Consider the following 15505-nt stretch of genomic DNA (forward strand, 5'->3'; position numbering starts at 1 on the left):
CACCCGCGGGGAAAAGCGGCTATCATAGTCGCCCCTCCGCCGCCATCGCACGCACGCGCATGAACGAACAAGATTACCTGCTCGCCTGGGGTGTCTACCTCGTGGCCGCTCTCGGCCTGACCCTGGTCTGCTTCCTGGCGACCGGCTGGATGTGGCGCTACCTGCGCGAGCCGCTGCGGATCGTCGCCGTCGTGCTGCTGTTCACGCCGACTCCGGTGGACCCGGCGAACAACCTCTACGCCCCGGCCATCGCCATCACCGCGCTGGACATCCTGTTCAAGATAGGCAACAACGCCTGGCGTGCGGTTTCCGATCTGGCGCTGGTCACCCTGCTGGCCTTCGTGCTCTATCTGATTTTCGTCGCCATCCGCTGGCCCTTCCAGCAGCGCGCCCGCAAAAAGGCCCGCGACGAGGCCGCCGCGAAAACCGACGAACCGACCATGCGCCAGCTGATGCAGCCGGCGCTGATGCCGGACGCCGACACCAGCAACGGCCGCGCCCGCATCGAACCGCGTCTCTGAAACGCGCCTTGCGTCCCGCCGGGCGCGCGTCCAGCATTGATGAAAACACCCGCCGAATCCGCCCGGCGCGCCGTCTGCCGCGCCTGAGGAGAACTGAGCCATGTGCGAACTGCTCGGCATGAGCGCCAACGTACCCACCGACATCGTCTTCAGCTTCACCGGGCTGATGCAGCGCGGCGGCGGCACCGGTCCGCACCGCGACGGCTGGGGCATCGCCTTCTACGAGGGGCGCGGCGTGCGGCTGTTCCAGGACCCGCGGGCGAGCATCGATTCGGAGGTGGCGCGGCTGGTGCAGAGCTACCCGATCAAGAGCGAGACGGTGATCGGCCACATCCGCCAGGCCAACGTCGGCCGGGTCAGCCTGGCCAACACCCACCCCTTCGTCCGCGAGCTCGGCGGGCGCTACTGGACCTTCGCCCACAACGGCCAGCTGGCGGATTTCCAGCCGCAGCCCGGCTGGTACCGGCCGGTGGGCGACACCGACAGCGAGGCGGCCTTCTGCGACCTGCTCAACCGCGTGCGCCGCGCCTTTCCCGAGCCGGTGCCGGTGGAAGTGCTGCTGCCGATCCTGGTCGGCGCCTGCAACGACTACCGGCAGAAGGGCGTGTTCAACTGCCTGCTCAGCGACGGCGACTGGCTGTTCACCTTCTGCACCAGCAAGCTGGCCTGGATCACCCGCCGCGCGCCGTTCGGCCCGGCGCGGCTCAGGGATGCGGATGTCACCGTGGATTTCCAGGCGGAAACCACGCCGGACGACGTGGTCACGGTGATCGCCACCGAGCCCCTGACCGACAACGAGAACTGGAACCTGCAGCAGAGCGGCGAGTGGATGCTCTGGTGGAGAGGGGAGATCGTCGACCAGGGCCGCGTCTGAGCGAGCACTGCCGCGCAGATCGAGACATCGCGACTTGCCAGCCCGCCAGGATCGGGCCAGCCTGAAAGCGTGCCTTCGTCCCGCAAGGGGGCGCGAGAAGGATCGGAACAAGAAGGGGGAGGACGATTATGCTGCGCAGTTACATCCGCCTGGTGCTGTTCGCCCTCGGCCTGCTGGTGGCCGTGCAGGTTCCGGGCTTCATCAAGGACTACGGGCTGCGCCTGGATGCCCACCGGCTGGAGGCCGTGCAGGCGCTGAAGGGCTTCGAGGACAGCGCCGCGCGTTTTTTCGACGGCGACCTGAACGCCCTGCTGGCGCACTACCGGAGCAGCGCCGACCCGGTGTTCCAGCGCGACGCCGACAACATCGAGGTGCTGATGCGCCGGGCGCGCCTGTTCGAGCGCGAATGGCAGGCCCTGCAGGGCCCCTGGTACTCCCGCGCCTGGCACCTGGCCGCCTCGCCGAACCGCGAGTTGCTGCAGGAAACCCTCGACAACTACAGCTACCAGCTGGTGCTGGCGCCGGAAGCCATCGCCTGGGGCCTGGCCGGCGGGCTGCTGCTGGCGTGGCTCGCCGAACTGCTGATCGTCTCGGCCGGCGCGCTGATCGGCGCCGGCGGCAATCGGCGGATGGCGCGGCGGCACTGGGTCTGAAACGCGGCCGCTAGGCTGCGCTGCGCACCAGCAAGCCCTGCTCCCGCTCGCACAGCTCCAACAGGAAGTCCCACACCAGCCGCAGGCGCACCGAACGGTGCAGCTCGCGGCGGGTGCACATCCAGTATTCCCGCTCGATGAATTCCTCCCGCAGCACCGGCACCAGCAGCGGATCGCGCAGGCCCATGAACTGCGGCAGGATCGCCAGGCCGACGCCGGCCTGTGCCGCCTGCTGCTGGGCGACCACGCTGGTGCTGCGGAACACCACCTGCGGATGGCGGCAGAAGCTGTGGTGGAACATCAGCTCCTGGCTGAACAGCAGGTCGTCGACGTAGCCGATCCACAGGTGCCTGCACAGATCATCGCGGTCGCGCAGCGGCGGCGCCTGCTCCAGATAGGCCGGGCTGGCGAACAGGCTCAGGCGGTAGCGGGTCAGGCGGCGGCTGATCACCAGGTCGGCGTTTGGCCGCTCCAGGGTGATGGCGATGTCCGCCTCGCGGTTGGTGATGCTGACGAAGCGCGGCACCGACACCAGCTCCACTTCCAGCCCCGGATAGCGGCGCATCAGCTCGGCCAGGCGCGGCGCGAGGAACAGGCTGCCCAGCCCCTCGGTGACGCCGATGCGCACCTGTCCCAGCGGCGCGATGCCCTGGCTCATTTCCTCCTGGGCGAGCAGGGCGGTGTTCTCCATCGCCTCGGCGTGCTTGAGCAGCGCCTGCCCGGCCGGGGTGAGCTGGTAGCCGCCGGTGTGCTGGGCGAACAGCTGGGTGCCGAGGTCGCGCTCGATGTTCTCGATATGCCGCGCCACCGTGGCGTGGGTGGTGTTCAGGCGCTTGGCGGTGGTGAGCAGGCGGCCGCTGCGGTGCAGTTCCAGGAAGTAACGCAGGTCGTTCCAGTCGAACATTGATGGGCTCCGTGGCTGTTAGAAAACTAACAACAGCTGACCCGAAACGTACGTTTTTTTATCGCCAGCGAGCTACTAGCCTCTAGTCGCATAACAAGAACGAGGCTCCAGGCAATGGATTCGCATGACTACATCATCGTCGGCGCAGGCCCCGCTGGCTGTCTGCTCGCCAACCGGCTTTCGGCCGACCCCGCCAACCGCGTGCTGCTGCTGGAAGCCGGCGGTCCGGACAACTACCCCTGGATCCATATCCCCGTTGGCTATCTCTACTGCATCGGCAATCCGCGCACCGACTGGTGCTTCGACACCGAATCCGTACCCGGTCTGGCCGGCCGCGCGCTGAAGTACCCGCGCGGCAAGGTGCTCGGCGGCTGCTCGTCGATCAACGGGATGATCTACATGCGCGGCCAGTCCCGCGACTACGACGGCTGGGCCGCCGGGGGCAATCCCGGCTGGGCCTGGAACGACCTGCTGCCGCTGTTCCTGAAGATGGAAGACCACTTCTCCGGCGGCAACGCGCTGCACGGCGCTGGCGGCGAGTGGCGGGTGGAGCGCCAGCGGCTGTCCTGGGCGATCCTCGACGCCTTCCGCGAGGCGGCGGCGCAGAGCGGAATCGCCCCGGTGGACGACTTCAACGGCGGCGACAACGAAGGCTGCGGCTACTTCCAGGTCAACCAGCGCGGCGGCGTGCGCTGGAACGCCTCGAAAGCCTTCCTCCGGCCGATCGCCAAGCGCCCCAACCTGAACGTGCTGACCGGCGTCGAGGCCGAGCGGCTGATCCTGGAAAACGGCCGCGCCAGCGGGCTGGTGGTGAGCGGGCAGGGTGGCCGCCGCGAACTGCGCGCCCGCCGCGAGGTGATCCTCTGCGCCGGCGCCATCGGTTCGCCGGCCATCCTGCAGCGCTCCGGCATAGGTCCGCGCGCGCTGCTGGAACGTCTCGGCATTGGCGTACGACACGAGCTGGCGGGCGTCGGCGGCAACCTGCAGGACCACCTGCAGCTGCGCCTGATCTACCGCATCAGCGGCGCGCCCTCGTTGAACAAGATCGCCTCGACCCCCTGGGGCAAGCTGGGCATGGGCCTGGAGTACCTGTTCAGGCGCAGCGGACCGCTGTCCATGGCGCCGAGCCAGCTGGGCGCCTTCGCCAGGTCCGATCCGTCGCAGCCCTCGGCCAACCTCGAATACCACGTGCAGCCGCTGTCGCTGGAGCGCTTCGGCGAGCCGCTGCACGACTTCCCGGCCTTCACCGCCTCGGTCTGCGATCTGCGCCCGCTGAGCCGCGGCACCGTGCAGATCCGTTCCGCCGACCTGCGCGACAAGCCGGCGATCCAGCCCAACTACCTCAGCCACCCGCAGGACCTCAGGGTCGCCGCCGACGCCATCCGCCTGACCCGGCGCATCGCCGCCGCCCCGGCGCTGGCGCGCTTCCGCCCGGAAGAGTTCAAGCCGGGGCCGGACTACCACAGCGAGGAAGACCTGCAGCGCGCCGCCGCGCAGATCGGCACCACCATCTTCCACCCGGCCGGCACCTGCCGCATGGGGCAGGGCGCCGACGCGGTGGTCGACAGCCAGCTGCGCGTACACGGCATCCCCGGCCTGCGCATCGCCGACGCCTCGATCATGCCGACCCTGACCTCGGGCAACAGCTGCTCGCCGGTGCTGGTGATCGCCGAGAAGGCGGCGCAGATGATCCTCGCCGACCCGGCGCGGGATGCGCAGGTGATCGGCCGGCCGGCGGAGGTGGCCGTTTCATGACGACGTGCAACGGGTGTCGGGCGGCCGCCAGGCCGCAGCCAGAACAACAATAAGGAGACAGCGCAATGACCGAAATCGCACAGGACAGTAGCTACGCACAGCCGCTATCGACGCGGCGCGAAGAGCGCAAGGTGATCTTCGCCTCGTCGCTCGGCACGGTATTCGAGTGGTACGACTTCTTCCTCTACGGCGCGCTGGCGGCGGTGATCAGCAAGCAGTTCTTCGCCGGGGTCAACGACACCACCGCCTTCATCTTCGCCCTGCTGGCCTTCGCCGCCGGCTTCCTGGTGCGGCCCTTCGGCGCGCTGGTGTTCGGTCGCCTGGGCGACATGATCGGGCGCAAGTACACCTTCCTCGCCACCATCCTGCTGATGGGCCTGTCGACCTTCGCCGTCGGCCTGCTGCCGTCCTACGCCAGCATCGGCGTCGCCGCGCCGATCATCCTCATCGCCCTGCGCATGCTCCAGGGCCTGGCCCTCGGCGGCGAGTACGGCGGCGCGGCGATCTACGTCGCCGAGCACGCCCCGGCGAACAGGCGCGGCAGCTACACCAGCTGGATCCAGTCCACCGCCACCGCCGGCCTGCTGCTGTCGCTGCTGGTGATCCTCGCCTGCCGCCACTTCACCGGCGACCAGTTCGAGACCTGGGGCTGGCGCCTGCCGTTCCTGCTGTCCATCGTGCTGCTCGGCATCTCCACCTGGATTCGCCTGTCCATGCAGGAGTCGCCGGCGTTCCTCAAGATGAAGGCCGAGGGCAAGTGCTCCAAGGCGCCGCTGCGCGAATCCTTCACCAACTGGAAGAACCTGCGGGTGGTGCTGACCGCGCTGTTCGGCATCAACGCCGGCCAGGCCGTGACCTTCTACACCGCGCAGTTCTACGTGCTGTTCTTCCTCACCCAGGTGCTCAAGGTCGATCCGGCGCTGTCCAACAGCCTGCTGATCATCGCCCTGGTGATCGGTGCGCCGTTCTTCATCGTCGCCGGCTGGCTGTCCGACCGGATCGGCCGCAAGCCGGTGCTGCTGCTCGGCCTGGCGCTCGCCACGGCGTTCTACTTCCCGCTGTTCAAGGGCCTGACCCACTACGCCAACCCGCAGATCGACCTGGCCACGAAGCAGGCGCCGATCACGGTGATGGCCGACCCGGCGACCTGCACCTTCCAGTTCGATCCGGTGGGCAAGGCGAAATTCGACAGCCCCTGCGACAAGGTCAAGACCCTGCTGGTGAAGAGCGGCGTGCCCTACAGCTCGGTGGCCGCGCCGGCCGGCAGCGACGTGGTGGTTACCGTCGGCGAGACGCGCATCGAAGGCTTCGACGCCGAGGCCCTGGGCGCCGCGGTGAAGGCCGCCGGCTACCCGGGTCAGGCCGATTCCGCGCAGGTCGACCGGCCGATGGTGGTGGCCATCCTGGTCGCCCTGGTGCTGATCTCCTGCCTCTGCTACGGCCCGCTGGCGGCGCTGATGGTCGAGCTGTTCCCGACCCGCATCCGCTACACCTCGCTGTCGCTGCCGTACCACATCGGCAACGGCTGGTTCGGCGGCCTGCTGCCGACCCTGTCGTTCGCCCTGGTGGTGTACACCGGCGACATCTTCTACGGGCTCTGGTATCCGGTGCTGATCACCGGGGTGAGCCTGGTCTGCGCGCTGCTGTTCCTGCGCGAGACGCGGCATACCGATATCCACGCGGATTGATCGGACATGGGAGCGGGCATGGCCCGCTCCTGCAGCCAAGGTTCGCGAGCAAGCTCGCTCCTACAGGAAGCGCGAACTCACCTGTAGGAGCGAGCTTGCTCGCGAACAGTTTTTTCGACGCGGAAGCGTCGAGAGCGGCAGCAGGCAAGACCTGCCTCACCACCCCAGCGTCACCCCCGCCAGCACCGCATACCTTCCCACCTTGGCGATCCCCACCAGCAGCAGGAAGCGCCACAGCGGCTCGCGCATCACTCCCGCCACCAGCGTCAGCGGGTCGCCGATGATCGGCGCCCAGCTCAACAGCAGCGACCACTGGCCGAAACGCCGGTAACGCCGTTGCGCCTTTTCCAGTGCCGCGTCGCTCACCGGGAACCAGCGCCGGCCGCGCCAGTGCTGCAGGTAGCGGCCGAGCGCCCAGTTCAGCAGCGAGCCGAGCACGTTGCCGAGGCTGGCGGCCAGCAGCAGGCTCCAGACCGGGTGCTGGCCGGCGAGCAGCAGCCCGACCAGCACGGCTTCCGATTGCAGGGGCAGCAGCGACGCGGCGCCGAAGGCCGAGAGGAACAGTCCGCCATGGGCGGCCAGGGTGAACATCAGTGCGGTCTATTGGTGATACGGAAGTGGATAGGCGGGATCGATGGAAACAGGGTTGGAAATGCGCGTCGTCGGAAGAAAGCCGACGTCCGTAGGAGTCCGTCACAAAACCATTGACCCCTGAAGGTGCTGGCTAATATATGTCAGACCGCTCCTAAAAAGGTCGTGGGAAATTACCTACGACCATGGCTGGCCCTCCATATACCGGGGAACGCAGTGAAGAATTGGACTCTACGCCAGCGCATCCTGGCCAGTTTTGCGGTTGTCATTGCGATCATGCTGCTGATGGTCGTCTTCTCCTACTCCCGCCTGCTCACCGTCGAGGACGCCGCGCGCCGCGTGCATGACGACGCGATGCCCGGCACCTACGCGCTGACCACGGTGCATACGGCGTGGAGCGACAGCATCCTGATGATCCACGAGCTGATCGGCTTCGGCGACGGCCGCGCGCTCGACGACACCACCCGGCAGCTGTTCCGCACCAACTACCAGGCCCTGCAGGAACGCATCGCCCTGTACGAGAACGCGATCCAGAACCAGGACGATCGCGACCTGCTGGGGCGCTTCAAGCAGGAGGTGGAGGTCTACCAGAGCCAGCTTTCCCAGGTCCTCGAGCTGTACGGCAAGGACCGCGCCGCCGCCCGCGAACTGATGGACGACCAGCTGCAGCCCGGCTGGGAGGACGGCCGGCGCACGCTGAACGAGCTGATCGCGCTGAACAAGCGCATCGCCGACGGCGCCGCGGCGCGGATTCTCGACGAGGTGCGGCTGGCCGAACTGACCATGCTCAGCTCCCTGCTGCTGGCGATGGCCGCCGCGGCCTTCCTCGGCCTGCTGCTGATGCGCGCGATCACCGCGCCGGTGGGCAAGGTGGTGGACGTGCTCGGCGTGATGGGCGGCGGCGACCTCACCGCGCGCCTGGCGCTGGAGCGCAAGGACGAGTTCGGTGTGATCGAGGCCGGCTTCAACGGCATGGCGGAAGAGTTCAAGGGGCTGGTGGCCCAGGCGCAGCGCTCGGCGATCCAGGTGACCACCTCGGTGACGGAGATCGCCGCCACCTCCAAGCAGCAGCAGGTCACGGCCAGCGAGACCGCTGCCACCACCACGGAAATCGGCGCGACTTCCCAGGAGATCGCCGCGACCTGCCGCGATCTGGTGCGGACCATGAACGAAGTGTCGTCCGCCGCCGAGCAGACTTCGGTGTTCGCCGGCTCCGGCCAGCTCGGCCTGGCGCGCATGGAGCAGACTATGCGCCAGGTGATGGGCGCCGCCGAGCTGGTCAACGCCAAGCTGGCGATCCTCAACGAGCGCGCCGGCAACATCAACCAGGTGGTGACCACCATCGTCAAGGTCGCCGACCAGACCAACCTGCTTTCGCTGAACGCCGCCATCGAGGCGGAGAAGGCCGGCGAATACGGCCGCGGTTTCGCCGTGGTGGCCACCGAGGTGCGTCGCCTGGCCGACCAGACCGCGGTGGCCACCTACGACATCGAGCAGATGGTGCGCGAGATCCAGTCCGCGGTGTCCGCCGGGGTGATGGGCATGGACAAGTTCTCCGAGGAAGTGCGCCGCGGCATCGCCGAGGTCGGCCAGGTCGGCGAGCAGCTCACCCAGATCATCCAGCAGGTCCAGGCGCTGGCGCCGCGGGTGCAGATGGTCAACGAAGGCATGCAGGCCCAGGCCACCGGCGCCGAACAGATCAACCAGGCGCTGGTGCAGCTCGGCGAGGCCACCGGGCAGACCGTCGAATCGCTGCGCCAGACCAGCTACGCCATCGACGAACTCAACCTGGTCGCCAACGGACTGCGCAATGGCGTCTCCCGCTTCAAGGTCTGAGGCGGACCGCGCGCGGCTCTACCTGCTGTTCCGCCTCGGCCGGGACCGCTACGTGCTGGACGTCCGCGAGGTGGCCGAGGTGCTGCCGCTGGGCGCCTTCAAGCGGGTGCCGGAGGCGCCGGCCTGGGTCGCCGGCCTGCATGCCCATCGCGGCGAGCTGCTGCCGGTGCTGGACCTCAACCAGCTGTGCTTCGGCCGCCCGGTGCTGCGCCGCACCAGCACCCGCCTGGTGCTGGTCGACTACCGCAGCGGCGGCAGCGGGCCGCGGCAACGCCTCGGCCTGGTGCTGGAACAGACCACCCACACCCGCCGCCTCGATCCGGCGGCGTTTCGCGACTACGGTCTGGAGTCGGGCGAAGCGCGCTATCTCGGCCCGGTACTGGAGGATGAGGAAGGGCTGCTGCAGCTGATCCGCGTCGACGATCTGCTGCCGGACAGCGTGAGAGCCATGCTGTTGCCGCCGCATGCGGAGGGGGATGCATCATGAGCGATCGCTTTGCCCGCCTGCTCAGGCAGCGGATCGGTCTCGACGCGGAAGCCATCGGCGGTGCGCTGGTCGCCCGCGCCGTGCGCCTGCGCAGCACGCGGGTGAGCGGCGGCGACATCCAGGCCTACTGGGAACTCCTGCAGGCCTCGGAAAACGAGCAGCAGGCGCTGGTCGATGCGGTGGTGGTGCCGGAGACCTGGTTCTTCCGCTATCCGGAATCCTTCGCCGTGCTCGCCCGCCATGCCGCGCGCCGCGCCGCCGAGCTGAAGGGCGCGCGGCCGCTGCGCCTGCTCAGCGTGCCCTGCTCCAGCGGTGAGGAACCCTATTCCCTGGTCATGGCGCTGCTCGACGCCGGCCTGCCCGCCGGAGCCTTCCATGTCGACGCGCTGGACGTCAGCCCGGCGCTGCTGGAGCGCGCCGAAGCCGGGCTCTACCGGCGCTATTCGTTCCGCGGCGAACAGCTCGGCTTTCGCGAGCGCCACTTCACCCGCTGCGGGCAGGACTACCGGATTTCCGCCGCGGTGCGCGACAAGGTGCGCTTCCGCAGCGGCAACCTGCTGGAACCGGCCTTCCTCGCCGGCGAGTCGGCCTACGACTACGTGTTCTGCCGCAACCTGCTGATCTATTTCGACCGCGCCACCCAGACGCGGGCGGTGCAGCTCATCCGCCGGCTGACCCGCGAGGACGGCCTGCTGTTCATCGGTCCGGCCGAGGCCTGCCTGCTGCATGGCGAGCCGCTGCGCGCGCTGGGCGTGGAGCAGGCGTTCGCCTTCCGCCATCCGCCGCGCGAGGAACTGCGCAAACCGGCGGGCGGGGTTCCGCCGCCGCGCCTCGGCATACCGCAGCGTCCCGCGTTGCCGGTCCCCGCGCCGGTGGCCGTTTCGCCGGTGCTGGCGCCGATGGCGGGCGACGCGGGCGAGCTGGCGGAGATCGCCGAACTGGCCGACCGCGGCCTGCTGCGGGAGGCCCGCCTGCGCTGCGACGCGCACCTTGCCGCCCATGGCCCGAGCGCCGAGGTCTACTACTGGCAGGGCCTGCTCTGCGATGCAGAAGGGTGCTCCAGCGAAGCCCAGAACTGCTATCGCAAGGCGCTGTACCTGCAACCGGATCACCAGCACGCCCTGCTGCAGCTGGCCGCGCTGCTCGCCGCCCAGGGCAACGGCGAGGCCGCGCGGCGCCTGCAGGCGCGCGCCGCGCGAGGAGTGAGCGCCAATGCTTGAACTTTCCACCGGCCTGCAGCTGGACTGGACCGCCCAGCCGGTGGACGACTGCTGGCGGCGCATCGGCGTGCACGGCGACCGCTCCTGCGCGCAGCTGGCCGAACACATCCACTGCCGCAACTGCCCCACGCATTCCGCCGCCGCCGTCAGCCTGCTGGACCGCTACGCCCTGCGCGAGGACATCGAGACGCCGGTGCGCCACGCCGAGGAGGCGGAGCCCGCGCAGGACGGCCGCAGCCAGCTGATCTTCCGCATCGGCGACGAGTGGCTGGGCCTGCCGAGCCTGTCGCTGGTGGAGGTGGCGCCGGTCTGCCCGGTGCATTCCCTGCCGCACCAGCGCTCGCCGGTGCTGATCGGCGTGGCCAACGTGCGCGGCGCGCTGGTGGCCTGCATCTCCCTCGGCGAACTGCTCGGCCTCGCGGCGGGCGGCGCGCGCAGGGAAGGCCGGCACCTGCCGCGCATGCTGATCCTCGCCGCACCCGGCGGGCCGATCGTCGCGCCGGTGGACGAGGTCGCCGGCATCCACGCGCTGAGCCCTGCGGAAGTGGTGGTCGACGAGGCGCCGCAACTGTTCGTCAACGACCGCTTCACCCGCGGCGTGGTGCACTGGCGTTCGCGCAGCGTGCGCCTGCTGCAGGAAGAGGAGCTGCTGGAAGCCGCCACCCGGAGCCTGGCATGACTCCGGAGCAGATGAAGGAAGCCTCGATGCTCGAGCTGTTCCGGCTCGAGGCGGAAGACCAGACGCAGATTCTCTCCCGCGGCCTGCTCGCCCTGGAGCGCAATCCGGCCAGCGCCGACCAGCTGGAAGCCTGCATGCGCGCGGCCCATTCGCTGAAGGGCGCGGCGCGCATCGTCGGCCTGGATGTCGGCGTGCAGGTGGCGCATGCGATGGAGGAATGCCTGGTCGATGCGCAGTACGGCCGGCTGCTGCTCGGTTCGGAACATGTCGACGCGCTGCTGGCCGGCACCGACATCCTCCTGCACATCGCCGATGGCGCGGCGGACAAGGCCGAACGCGCCCAGGCCGGCGCCGCCGCGCTGCTGGAGCGCCTGCGCGCCCTGGCGGCGGAAGCGGACGCCCGCTCGCCCGCCGTGCGCCAGCCGCCCGCTCATGCCGCGGCGTCGTCCGCCGCCGCCGAGGCCGCGGAGAGCGACCAGCGGGTGCTGCGGGTCACCGCCGAGCGCCTCAACCAGTTGCTCGACCTGTCCAGCAAGGCGCTGGTCGGACCGCAGCGCCTGAAGCCGATGCTGGATGCCCTGCAACGCCTCAAGCGCCTGCAGGCCGGCGCCGCACGGGAACTGGACGCGCTGCGCGATGCCGCCGAGAGCGAGGCGTTGCCGGCATCCGTGCACGGCCAGCTCGCCGATGCGCGGCGCCTGCTCGGGGAGTGCCAGCAGCTGCTCGGCGAGCAGATCGCCGACCTCGACGAATTCGCCTGGAGCGCCGGCCAGCACGTCCAGTCGCTGTACGACACCGCGCTGGCCTGCCGCATGCGTCCGTTCGCCGACGTGCTCGGCGGGCAGGAACGCATGCTCCGCGACCTCGGCCGCTCGCTGGGCAAGCTGGTGCGCCTGGAGGTGGACGGCGCTTCCACCCAGGTCGACCGCGAAGTGCTGGAAAAGCTCGAAGCGCCGCTCACCCACCTGCTGCGCAATGCCGTCGACCACGGCATCGAGCCGCCGCAGCAGCGCCTGCGCGCCGGCAAGCCGGAGGAGGGCGTGCTGCAGCTTTCGGCCCGCCAGCATGCCGGCATGCTGGTGGTGGAGCTGCGCGACGACGGCGCCGGGGTCGATCTCGACTGCCTGCGCCAGAGCGTGGTGCGCCGCCAGCTGGCCAGCGCCGAGACCGCCGCGCGGCTGGCCGAGGACGAGCTGCTGGCCTTCCTCTTCCTGCCCGGCTTCAGCCTGCGCGAGGAAGTCACCGAGGTGTCCGGGCGCGGCGTCGGCCTGGACGCGGTGCAGCACATGGTGCGCCGGCTGCGCGGCGGCATCCGCATGTCCCAGGTGACGGGCGGCGGCGCCCATTTCCGCCTGGAGGTGCCGCTGACCCTGTCGGTGGTGCGCAGCCTGGTGGTGGAGATCGGCGGCGAGGCCTACGCCTTCCCGCTGGCGCACATCGAACGCATGCTCCGCCTGCCGCCGGAGGCGGTGGTGCAGCTGGAGGGCCGTCAGCAGTTCTGGCACGCGGGGCAGCACGTCAGCCTGGTGTCCGCCAGCCAGCTGCTGCAGCGCCCGGAAGGCGAGCCGGTGCAGGGCGAGATTCCGCTGGTGGTGATCCGCGAGCGCGATAACGTCCACGGCCTGGCGGTGCAGCGCTTCATCGGCGAGCGCACCCTGGTGGTGCTGCCGCTCGACCCGCGCCTGGGCAAGGTCCAGGACGTCGCCGCCGGCGCGCTGCTCGACGACGGTTCGCCGGTGCTGATCCTCGACGTCGAGGACCTGCTGCGCTCGGTGGACAAGCTGGTCGCCAGCGGCCGCCTGGAGCGCGTCGATCCCGGCGGACGGGCGCCGGGCCCGCAGCGCAAGCGCGTGCTGGTGGTGGACGATTCGCTCACCGTGCGCGAGCTGGAGCGCAAGCTGCTGGCCAGCCGCGGCTACGAGGTGACGGTGGCGGTGGACGGCATGGACGGCTGGAACGTGCTGCGTGCCGAGCGCTTCGACCTGGTCATCACCGACATCGACATGCCGCGCATGGACGGCATCGAACTGGTTTCCCTGATCCGCCGCCACAGCCGGCTGCACGCGCTGCCGGTGATGGTGGTGTCCTACAAGGACCGCGAGGAGGACCGCCGGCGGGGCCTGGACGCCGGCGCCGACTACTACCTGGCGAAGGCCAGCTACCGCGACGAGGCGCTGCTGGACGCGGTGGCCGACCTGATCGGGAGCGCGCAGGATTGAACATCGGCATCGCCAGCGACCAGCCCCAGGCCATCGCGGCGCTGCGCCGGGCGCTGGCCTGCGAGCCGGGGCACCGGGTCCTCTGGGTGGCGGCCAGCGGCACCGAGGCAGTCGCCCGGTGCGCGCTGCAGCGTCCCGACGTGCTGCTGATGGACCTGCAGCTGCCGATGCTGGACGGCGTCGAGGCGACCCGGCAGATCATGACCAGCACGCCCTGCGCCATCCTCATCGTCACCGCCGACCTGGAGTGCAGCCTGTCGGAGGTTTCCGCGGCCATGGGCCACGGCGCCGTCGGCGCGCTGGAAACCCCGGGCCTGGCGCCGGGCGATCCGGCCGCGACGGCCCGGCCGCTGCTGCGCAAGCTGCGCAACCTGGCCTGGCTGAACGCTCCAGGTGCTGCCCGCCCATCCGCCGGCAAGCCGCTCCAGCGCGGCGCCCGGCCGCAGCGCAGCCTGGTCGCCATCGGCGCCTCGGCCGGCGGCCCGGCGGCGCTGGCGGAACTGTTCGGCCGGCTGCCGCAGGACTTTTCCGCGGCCATCGTGGTGGTGCAGCACGTCGACGAGAGCTTCGCCGGCGGCATGGCCGACTGGCTGACGACCCAGTCGCGGATTCCGGTGCGCCTGGCACGCCCCGGCGAAGTCCCGCAGCCGGGACGCGCCCTGCTGGCCGGCAGCGGCAATCACATCCGCATGCTCAGGGGCGGCGAGCTGGGCTACAGCGATGAACCGGGCAGCCATATCTACCGGCCATCCATCGACGTGTTCTTCGACAGCGTGGCGGAACACTGGCCGGGCGAGGCGGTGGGCGTGCTGCTCACCGGCATGGGCAGCGACGGCGCCCGCGGCCTCGGGCGCATGCGCAGGCGCGGCTTCCTGACCCTCGCCCAGGACGAGGGCAGCAGCGCCGTGTACGGCATGCCGAAGGCCGCCGCGGCACTCGGCGCCGCCGCGGAAATCCGCCCGCTGAGCGAAATATCCGGCCGCCTGGTCGAGCTGTTCGGTTGAACGGGGAGAGGGCGAGCTTGAACGATGCGAGGAGCGACGATCCGGTGATGAAGACAGGCGATGCCGACGTGCTGGTGCTGCTGGTCGACGACCAGGCGATGATCGGCGAAGCGGTGCGCCGGGCCCTGGCGGATGACCCGAACATCGATTTCCATTTCTGCTCCGATCCGCGCGAGGCCATCGCCCAGGCGATCCAGATCAAGCCCACGGTGATTCTCCAGGACCTGGTGATGCCGGACGCCGACGGCCTGGCGCTGGTCCGCGAGTACCGCGGGCACGTGGCGACCCGCGACATCCCGATCATCGTCCTGTCGACCAAGGAAGAGTCGGTGGTGAAGAGCCTGGCCTTCGCCGCCGGGGCCAACGACTACCTGGTCAAGCTGCCCGACCCCATCGAACTGGTGGCGCGCATCCGCTACCACTCGCGCTCCTACCTCGCCCTGCTGCAGCGCGACGAGGCCTACCGCGCCCTGCGCGAGAGCCAGCAGCAGCTGCTGGAGACCAACCTGGTGCTGCAGCGGCTGATGAACTCCGACGGCCTCACCGGGCTGTCCAACCGCCGGCATTTCGACGAGTACCTGGAACTGGAATGGCGTCGCGGCCAGCGCGAGCAGAGCCAGCTGTCGCTGCTGCTGGTCGACGTGGACTTCTTCAAGGCGTTCAACGACACCTTCGGCCACCTGGAGGGCGACGAGGCGCTGCGCAAGGTCGCCGGGGCCATCCGCGACAGCTGCAGCCGCCAGTCCGACCTGCCGGCGCGCTACGGCGGCGAGGAATTCGCCATGGTCCTGCCGGGCACCTCGCCGGGCGGCGCCCGGCTGGTGGCGGAGAAGTTGCGGCGCGCCGTCGAGGACCTGCGGATCAGCCACGAACTGCCGGTGCACGGCGCCTTCCTCACCGTCAGCATCGGCGTGGCGACCCTCACGCCGCAGGCAGCGGTGAGCTTCCGCCGGCTGATCGAGCTGGCCGACCAGGGGCTGTACAACGCCAAGCATGGCGGGCGGAATCAGGTGGGAACGGTCAGGCTGGAAACCTGAGGGACGCAATCGGTCGGCCTTGCCTTGAGTCAGGCTG

Annotated in this window: 13 protein-coding genes and 2 pseudogenes; 13 read left to right on the plus strand and 2 right to left on the minus strand. The window is 69.8% G+C overall.

The features are described 5' to 3' along the window. Positions 1–59: 59 nt before the first annotated feature. From BLR75_RS19860 to BLR75_RS19870, 3 genes are all read left to right on the plus strand, one after another. Entirely contained in the window at positions 60–521 is a 462-nt protein-coding gene (locus BLR75_RS19860; RefSeq protein WP_084313792.1) for an MFS transporter, read from the plus strand. A 100-nt stretch (positions 522–621) separates the two neighbouring features. Beyond that, on the plus strand, positions 622–1395 hold the full coding sequence (locus tag BLR75_RS19865) for a class II glutamine amidotransferase (RefSeq protein ID WP_084313791.1): 774 nt from the start codon (positions 622–624) through the stop codon (positions 1393–1395). A 128-nt stretch (positions 1396–1523) separates the two neighbouring features. Further along, positions 1524–2048 carry a DUF2937 family protein gene (locus BLR75_RS19870; protein ID WP_084313790.1) on the plus strand — a complete coding sequence of 175 codons (525 nt, stop codon included), beginning with the start codon at positions 1524–1526 and terminating at the stop codon, positions 2046–2048. 10 nt (positions 2049–2058) lie between these two features. On the opposite strand, the gene BLR75_RS19875 is transcribed toward BLR75_RS19870, so the two are convergent. Beyond that, complete coding sequence (locus tag BLR75_RS19875; protein ID WP_084313789.1) at positions 2059–2952, minus strand: LysR family transcriptional regulator; 894 nt, start codon at positions 2950–2952, stop codon at positions 2059–2061. A 114-nt stretch (positions 2953–3066) separates the two neighbouring features. On the opposite strand from BLR75_RS19875, the gene BLR75_RS19880 reads away from it, so the two are divergent. Together BLR75_RS19880 and BLR75_RS19885 are read left to right on the plus strand one after the other, a co-directional pair. Further along, complete coding sequence (locus BLR75_RS19880) at positions 3067–4707, plus strand: GMC family oxidoreductase (RefSeq protein ID WP_084313788.1); 1641 nt, start codon at positions 3067–3069, stop codon at positions 4705–4707. Positions 4708–4772: 65 nt separating this feature from the next. Next, the gene (locus BLR75_RS19885; protein WP_084313787.1) at positions 4773–6395 is read left to right on the plus strand and encodes an MFS transporter; all 1623 of its coding nucleotides are present in this window, start codon (positions 4773–4775) and stop codon (positions 6393–6395) included. A gap of 156 nt (positions 6396–6551) precedes the next feature. Here the strand turns inward: BLR75_RS19885 and BLR75_RS19890 are convergent, their stop codons facing one another. Continuing rightward, entirely contained in the window at positions 6552–6986 is a 435-nt protein-coding gene (locus BLR75_RS19890) for a YqaA family protein (protein WP_084313786.1), read from the minus strand. Between the two features lie 276 nt (positions 6987–7262). Here BLR75_RS19890 and BLR75_RS27380 point away from each other — a divergent pair. The 8 genes and pseudogenes from BLR75_RS27380 to BLR75_RS19925 form a co-directional block, all read left to right on the plus strand. Further along, positions 7263–7667, plus strand: a pseudogene (locus tag BLR75_RS27380) (MCP four helix bundle domain-containing protein); the annotation flags it as partial. Next, a pseudogene (locus BLR75_RS19895) lies at positions 7662–8822 on the plus strand (methyl-accepting chemotaxis protein); the annotation flags it as partial. The pseudogenes BLR75_RS27380 and BLR75_RS19895, both read left to right, overlap by 6 nt. Then, on the plus strand, positions 8797–9309 hold the full coding sequence (locus BLR75_RS19900; protein ID WP_084313784.1) for a chemotaxis protein CheW: 513 nt from the start codon (positions 8797–8799) through the stop codon (positions 9307–9309). The pseudogene BLR75_RS19895 and the gene BLR75_RS19900, both read left to right, overlap by 26 nt. After that, positions 9306–10529, plus strand: coding sequence for a CheR family methyltransferase (locus BLR75_RS19905; protein ID WP_084313783.1), 1224 nt, complete (start codon positions 9306–9308; stop codon positions 10527–10529). The genes BLR75_RS19900 and BLR75_RS19905 overlap by 4 nt, the downstream gene beginning before the upstream one ends. After that, positions 10522–11208: a chemotaxis protein CheW gene (locus BLR75_RS19910; protein ID WP_084313782.1), complete on the plus strand. Its 687-nt coding sequence runs from the start codon at positions 10522–10524 to the stop codon at positions 11206–11208. Before BLR75_RS19905 ends, BLR75_RS19910 begins: the two co-directional genes overlap by 8 nt. After that, the gene (locus BLR75_RS19915) at positions 11205–13427 is read left to right on the plus strand and encodes a hybrid sensor histidine kinase/response regulator (protein WP_084313781.1); all 2223 of its coding nucleotides are present in this window, start codon (positions 11205–11207) and stop codon (positions 13425–13427) included. Before BLR75_RS19910 ends, BLR75_RS19915 begins: the two co-directional genes overlap by 4 nt. Continuing rightward, positions 13424–14431, plus strand: a complete 1008-nt coding sequence (cheB, locus tag BLR75_RS19920) for a chemotaxis-specific protein-glutamate methyltransferase CheB (protein ID WP_084313780.1) — start codon at positions 13424–13426, stop codon at positions 14429–14431. The genes BLR75_RS19915 and cheB overlap by 4 nt, the downstream gene beginning before the upstream one ends. Before the next feature lie 47 nt (positions 14432–14478). Beyond that, positions 14479–15468, plus strand: coding sequence for a diguanylate cyclase (locus BLR75_RS19925; protein ID WP_090416132.1), 990 nt, complete (start codon positions 14479–14481; stop codon positions 15466–15468). Positions 15469–15505 lie beyond the last annotated feature (37 nt).

It is taken from the genome of Pseudomonas jinjuensis, assembly GCF_900103845.1.
GTDB lineage: Bacteria > Pseudomonadota > Gammaproteobacteria > Pseudomonadales > Pseudomonadaceae > Pseudomonas > Pseudomonas jinjuensis.

What these genes read in the sequence shown, in the direction of transcription:
- BLR75_RS19885 (WP_084313787.1), top strand. Translation starts at nt 4,773, where the DNA reads ATGACCGAAATCGCACAGGACAGTAGCTACGCACAGCCGCTATCGACG.
- BLR75_RS19865 (WP_084313791.1), top strand. Translation starts at nt 622, where the DNA reads ATGTGCGAACTGCTCGGCATGAGCGCCAACGTACCCACCGACATCGTC.
- BLR75_RS19860 (WP_084313792.1), top strand. Translation starts at nt 60, where the DNA reads ATGAACGAACAAGATTACCTGCTCGCCTGGGGTGTCTACCTCGTGGCC.
- BLR75_RS19890 (WP_084313786.1), bottom strand. Translation starts at nt 6,986, where the DNA reads ATGTTCACCCTGGCCGCCCATGGCGGACTGTTCCTCTCGGCCTTCGGC.
- BLR75_RS19925 (WP_090416132.1), top strand. Translation starts at nt 14,479, where the DNA reads ATGAAGACAGGCGATGCCGACGTGCTGGTGCTGCTGGTCGACGACCAG.
- BLR75_RS19905 (WP_084313783.1), top strand. Translation starts at nt 9,306, where the DNA reads ATGAGCGATCGCTTTGCCCGCCTGCTCAGGCAGCGGATCGGTCTCGAC.
- BLR75_RS19915 (WP_084313781.1), top strand. Translation starts at nt 11,205, where the DNA reads ATGACTCCGGAGCAGATGAAGGAAGCCTCGATGCTCGAGCTGTTCCGG.
- BLR75_RS19875 (WP_084313789.1), bottom strand. Translation starts at nt 2,952, where the DNA reads ATGTTCGACTGGAACGACCTGCGTTACTTCCTGGAACTGCACCGCAGC.
- BLR75_RS19900 (WP_084313784.1), top strand. Translation starts at nt 8,797, where the DNA reads ATGGCGTCTCCCGCTTCAAGGTCTGAGGCGGACCGCGCGCGGCTCTAC.
- BLR75_RS19880 (WP_084313788.1), top strand. Translation starts at nt 3,067, where the DNA reads ATGGATTCGCATGACTACATCATCGTCGGCGCAGGCCCCGCTGGCTGT.
- BLR75_RS19910 (WP_084313782.1), top strand. Translation starts at nt 10,522, where the DNA reads ATGCTTGAACTTTCCACCGGCCTGCAGCTGGACTGGACCGCCCAGCCG.
- BLR75_RS19870 (WP_084313790.1), top strand. Translation starts at nt 1,524, where the DNA reads ATGCTGCGCAGTTACATCCGCCTGGTGCTGTTCGCCCTCGGCCTGCTG.